This is a genomic window from Streptomyces sp. MnatMP-M17 (assembly GCF_900091995.1).
Lineage (GTDB): Bacteria > Actinomycetota > Actinomycetes > Streptomycetales > Streptomycetaceae > Streptomyces.
In genome coordinates this window covers 1-4,047 of the sequence record NZ_FMDK01000045.1, presented here as the reverse complement: position 1 = coordinate 4,047, position 4,047 = coordinate 1, and the positions used below count along the sequence as shown (strand labels likewise).

The following is a 4,047-nucleotide window of genomic DNA, read 5'->3' as shown; positions in this document are numbered from 1 at the left end:
CGGCCGGGGCGCGCCCCGGCCGGCCTCAGCCGTATGTGTGTCCCTGCCTCTTGTGCCTCTTGGCCTCTTGTGCCTCTTGCTCGCTGTGTGCCGTACCCGCCGCTGCTGGGCCTACCGGGCCTACTACTGGGCGCCGGGGCGCACCAGGCCGCTCTCGTACGCGTACACCGCCGCCTGCACCCGGTCACGCAGCCCCAGCTTGGTCAGCACATGGCCCACATGCGTCTTGACCGTGGTCTCGCTGACGAAGAGATCCGCGGCGATCTCGGCGTTCGACAGCCCGCGCGCGACCAGCTTGAGCACCTCGACCTCGCGCTCGGTGAGCGTGTGCAGGGTGTCGGGCACCGGCTCCTCGCCGGAGGGCAGATGGTCTGCGTACTTGTCGAGCAGCCGGCGTGTGATGCTCGGCGCCAGCATCGCCTCGCCCGCCGCCACCACCCGGATCGCCTGTACCAGCTCATTGGCGGGCGCGTCCTTGAGGAGAAAGCCGCTGGCTCCGGCGCGCAGCGCCTCCACCACATACTCGTCGAGGTCGAAGGTGGTCAGGACGAGCACCTTCGCCGGACCGTCCCGCCCGGGTCCGGTGATCTGACGGGTCGCCTCGACTCCGTCCATCCTGGGCATCCGGATGTCCATCAGCACCACATCGGGCTGGAGCGCGCGGACCTGGTCGATGGCCTGGAGGCCGTCCCCGGCCTCGCCGACGACCGCGATGTCCTGCTCGGCCTCCAGGATCATCCGGAAGCCGGTGCGCAGCAGCGGCTGGTCGTCGACCAGTAGGACGCGGACAGTCACGGGGAACTCCTTCACTAGGGCCCGCCCCATTCTGCCCTGACCGCCCCCGCGTGATTCCGCCGGGCGTGAACCGCGCTACACGCTTCCGTCGGTCCTGTCGGTCCTGTCCGCCTCGGCAGCCTCGGCAGCCTTGTTGGGGGGCTGCACGCTCAGCGGATATACGGGAGGTGTGCCGCCGAATTCCGGACAGAAGGCCTGATGATCACACCAGCCGCACAGCTTGGTCGGCCGAGGCCGCCAGTCGCCCGTCTCGGTGGCCGCCTTGATCGCGTCCCACAGCGCAAGCAGCTTGCGCTCCACCCGCTTCAGATCCGCCTCCACCGGGTCGTAGGTCACCACCTCGCCGCTGCCCAGATAGACGAGCTGGAGCCGGCGCGGCACCACCCGCTTCAGCCGCCAGATCACCAGCGCGTAGAAGGTCATCTGGAACAGCGCTCCCTCCGCGTACTCGGGGCGGGGCGCCTTGCCCGTCTTGTAGTCGACGATCCGCACCTCGCCCGTCGGCGCCACATCGACGCGGTCGATCACTCCGCGCAGCCGCAGCCCCGACTCCAGCTCCGTCTCCACGAACAGCTCACGCTCAGCGGGCTCCAGACGCGTCGGATCCTCCAGCGAGAACCACCGCTCCACCAGCTCCTCCGCCTGGCCCAGCCAGCGCGTCAGCCGCTCGCCCTCCGTGTCCTCGGCGAACAGCTCGCTCAGCTCGGGCCGGGACTCCAGCAGCCGGTCCCACTGGCCGGGGATCAGCGCCTTGGCGCGCGGCGCCGTGCGCTCGTCGGCGGGCGCGTCGAAGAGCCGCTCCAGCACGGCGTGCACCAGCGTGCCGCGCGTGGCCGCCTCGCTCGGCTTCTCCGGCAGCTTGTCGATCACCCGGAACCGGTACAGCAGAGGGCACTGCATGAAGTCGCTCGCGCGCGACGGAGACAGTGAAGTGGGCGGCAGGCTCGTACTCATGACGCAGACCCTATGGCCCGACACTGACAGCGATCCGAATACCATCGACTACAGAGCCACTCGCACTGCATGATCGAGCGAGTGACGCTGCCGCGAACGAAGGGAACCCGTGAAAGAGGACGACGAGAGCGGCGAGAGCAGGCAGCCGCGGCCCGGCGACGGGAACACGGGTCCCGACGGGAAGCCGTCGAAGCGCGAAGACCCGGGCGGCGGCATCCTCATGGGCCGCCCGTTCGGTGTGCCTGTCTATGTCGCCCCGAGCTGGTTCCTGGTGGCCGCGCTCATCACCTGGATCTTCGGCGGCCAGCTCGACCGGGTCCTGCCCGAGCTGGGCGGCCTCAGATACCTGGTCTCCCTCTTCTTCGCGGTCGCCTTCTACGCTTCCGTACTCGTCCATGAACTGGCCCATACGGTCGCCGCGCTGCGCTTCAAACTGCCGGTGCGCCGTATCCAGCTCCAGTTCTTCGGCGGTGTCTCGGAGATCGAGAAGGAGTCCGAGACACCGGGCCGTGAGTTCGTACTGGCCTTCGTGGGCCCGCTGCTCTCCCTGGTGCTCGCCGGGCTCTTCTACCTCGGTCTGCTGGCTGTCGAGGCCGGTACGGTCCCCGGCGTCCTGCTCGCCGGTCTGATGGTCTCCAATCTGATCGTCGCCGCCTTCAATCTGCTGCCCGGTCTCCCGCTCGACGGCGGCCGGATGCTGCGCGCGGTCGTCTGGAAGATCACCGGCAAGCCGATGAGCGGCACCGTGGCCGCCGCCTGGGTCGGCCGCGGACTCGCCGTCGCGGTCCTCATCGGCCTTCCGCTGCTCACCCAGACTGGAGCGCTCGGTACGTCCACGACCCAGGTCAGCGGCATGGAGACGGTCACCGACGCGCTGCTCGCCGCGATCCTGGCCGCGATCATCTGGACCGGCGCGGGCAACAGCCTGCGGATGGCCCGGCTCCGTGAGCACCTGCCCGAGCTCCAGGCCCGCGCGCTCACCCGCCGTGCGGTACCCGTCGAGTCCAGCACGCCGCTGTCCGAGGCCCTGCGCCGGGCCAACGAGGCGGGTGCGCGCGCCCTGGTCGTCGTGGACGGCAAGGGCGATCCGACGGGCCTGGTGCGGGAGTCCTCGATCGTCGGCGTACCCCAGCACCGCCGCCCTTGGGTCGCGGTGAGCGGACTCGCCCAGGACCTCACGGAGGGCATGAAGGTCCCGGCGGAACTGGCGGGCGAGGCGCTCCTGGACCGGCTGAGGGCGAATCCCGCGACGGAGTATCTGGTACTGGAGGAGTCCGGCGCGATCTACGGAGTCCTGTCGACGGCGGACGTGGAACGAGCCTTCGTCTCAGCGATGGCCCGCCCGCAGTAGGCCGGCGCGGGACGCATACCCAGCCGGTCCGGCGATTGAGGACGGAACGGCCAGCCCGGACGGGTCCGGGTTGCGGAGACGTTGTGGTTGCGCACGGCCGCAGGCGAACCGAGCCCCAAAAAGGAGGGGCTAAGCTGGGGGCATGTCCGAACCGACCGGCGCCGCCCGTAGACGCGGCCCCTTCAAGGTCGGGGACCAGGTTCAGCTCACCGACCCCAAGGGACGCCACTACACCTTCACGCTCGAAGCCGGGAAGAACTTCCACACCCATAAAGGGTCCTTCCCGCACGACGAGCTGATCGGTGCTCCCGAGGGCAGTGTTGTCCGTACCACGGGAAACGTCGCCTATCTCGCGCTGCGCCCCCTGCTCCCCGACTATGTCCTGTCCATGCCCCGCGGCGCCGCCGTGGTCTATCCGAAGGACGCCGGCCAGATCCTGGCCTTCGCCGACATCTTCCCCGGCGCGCGCGTCGTCGAGGCGGGTGTGGGCTCCGGCTCGCTCAGCAGCTTTCTGCTGCGTGTCATCGGTGACCAGGGCATGCTGCACTCCTACGAGCGCCGCCAGGACTTCGCCGAGATCGCCCAGCAGAATGTGGAGCGCTACTTCGGCGGACCACATCCCGCCTGGGAGCTGACGGTCGGTGACCTCCAGGACAATCTGTCGGACACGGATGTCGACCGGGTCATTCTGGACATGCTCGCGCCCTGGGAGTGTATCGAGGCCGTCTCCAAGGCGCTCGTCCCGGGCGGCATCCTCTGCGCCTATGTTGCGACGACCACTCAGCTCGCCCGCACGGTCGAGACGATCCGGGAGTTCGGCACGTTCAACGAGCCGGCAGCCTGGGAGTCGATGATCCGCAACTGGCATGTCGAGGGCCTTGCCGTACGTCCGGACCACCGCATGATCGGCCACACCGGCTTTCTCGTGACCGCCCGTCGGCTCGCGG

General features: G+C 69.3%; 4 protein-coding genes. 2 read left to right on the top strand and 2 right to left on the bottom strand.

The features are described from left to right. Positions 1 to 123: 123 nt before the first annotated feature. Positions 124 to 795, bottom strand: a complete 672-nt coding sequence (locus tag GA0115259_RS02690) for a response regulator (RefSeq protein WP_046498782.1) — start codon at positions 793 to 795, stop codon at positions 124 to 126. A gap of 75 nt (positions 796 to 870) precedes the next feature. Beyond that, complete coding sequence (locus GA0115259_RS02685) at positions 871 to 1,794, bottom strand: RecB family exonuclease (RefSeq protein WP_093590261.1); 924 nt, start codon at positions 1,792 to 1,794, stop codon at positions 871 to 873. A gap of 64 nt (positions 1,795 to 1,858) precedes the next feature. On the opposite strand from GA0115259_RS02685, the gene GA0115259_RS02680 reads away from it, so the two are divergent. Both GA0115259_RS02680 and GA0115259_RS02675 read left to right on the top strand, forming a co-directional pair. Next, positions 1,859 to 3,100, top strand: coding sequence for a site-2 protease family protein (locus tag GA0115259_RS02680; RefSeq protein ID WP_093590258.1), 1,242 nt, complete (start codon positions 1,859 to 1,861; stop codon positions 3,098 to 3,100). A gap of 142 nt (positions 3,101 to 3,242) precedes the next feature. After that, a partial coding sequence (locus tag GA0115259_RS02675) for a tRNA (adenine-N1)-methyltransferase (protein ID WP_093590255.1) occupies positions 3,243 to 4,047 on the top strand: 805 nt, incomplete at its 3' end.

Excerpts from the sequence above, each read along its gene's own strand:
- GA0115259_RS02685 (WP_093590261.1), bottom strand. The coding sequence starts at position 1,794 with ATGGTATTCGGATCGCTGTCAGTGTCGGGCCATAGGGTCTGCGTCATG.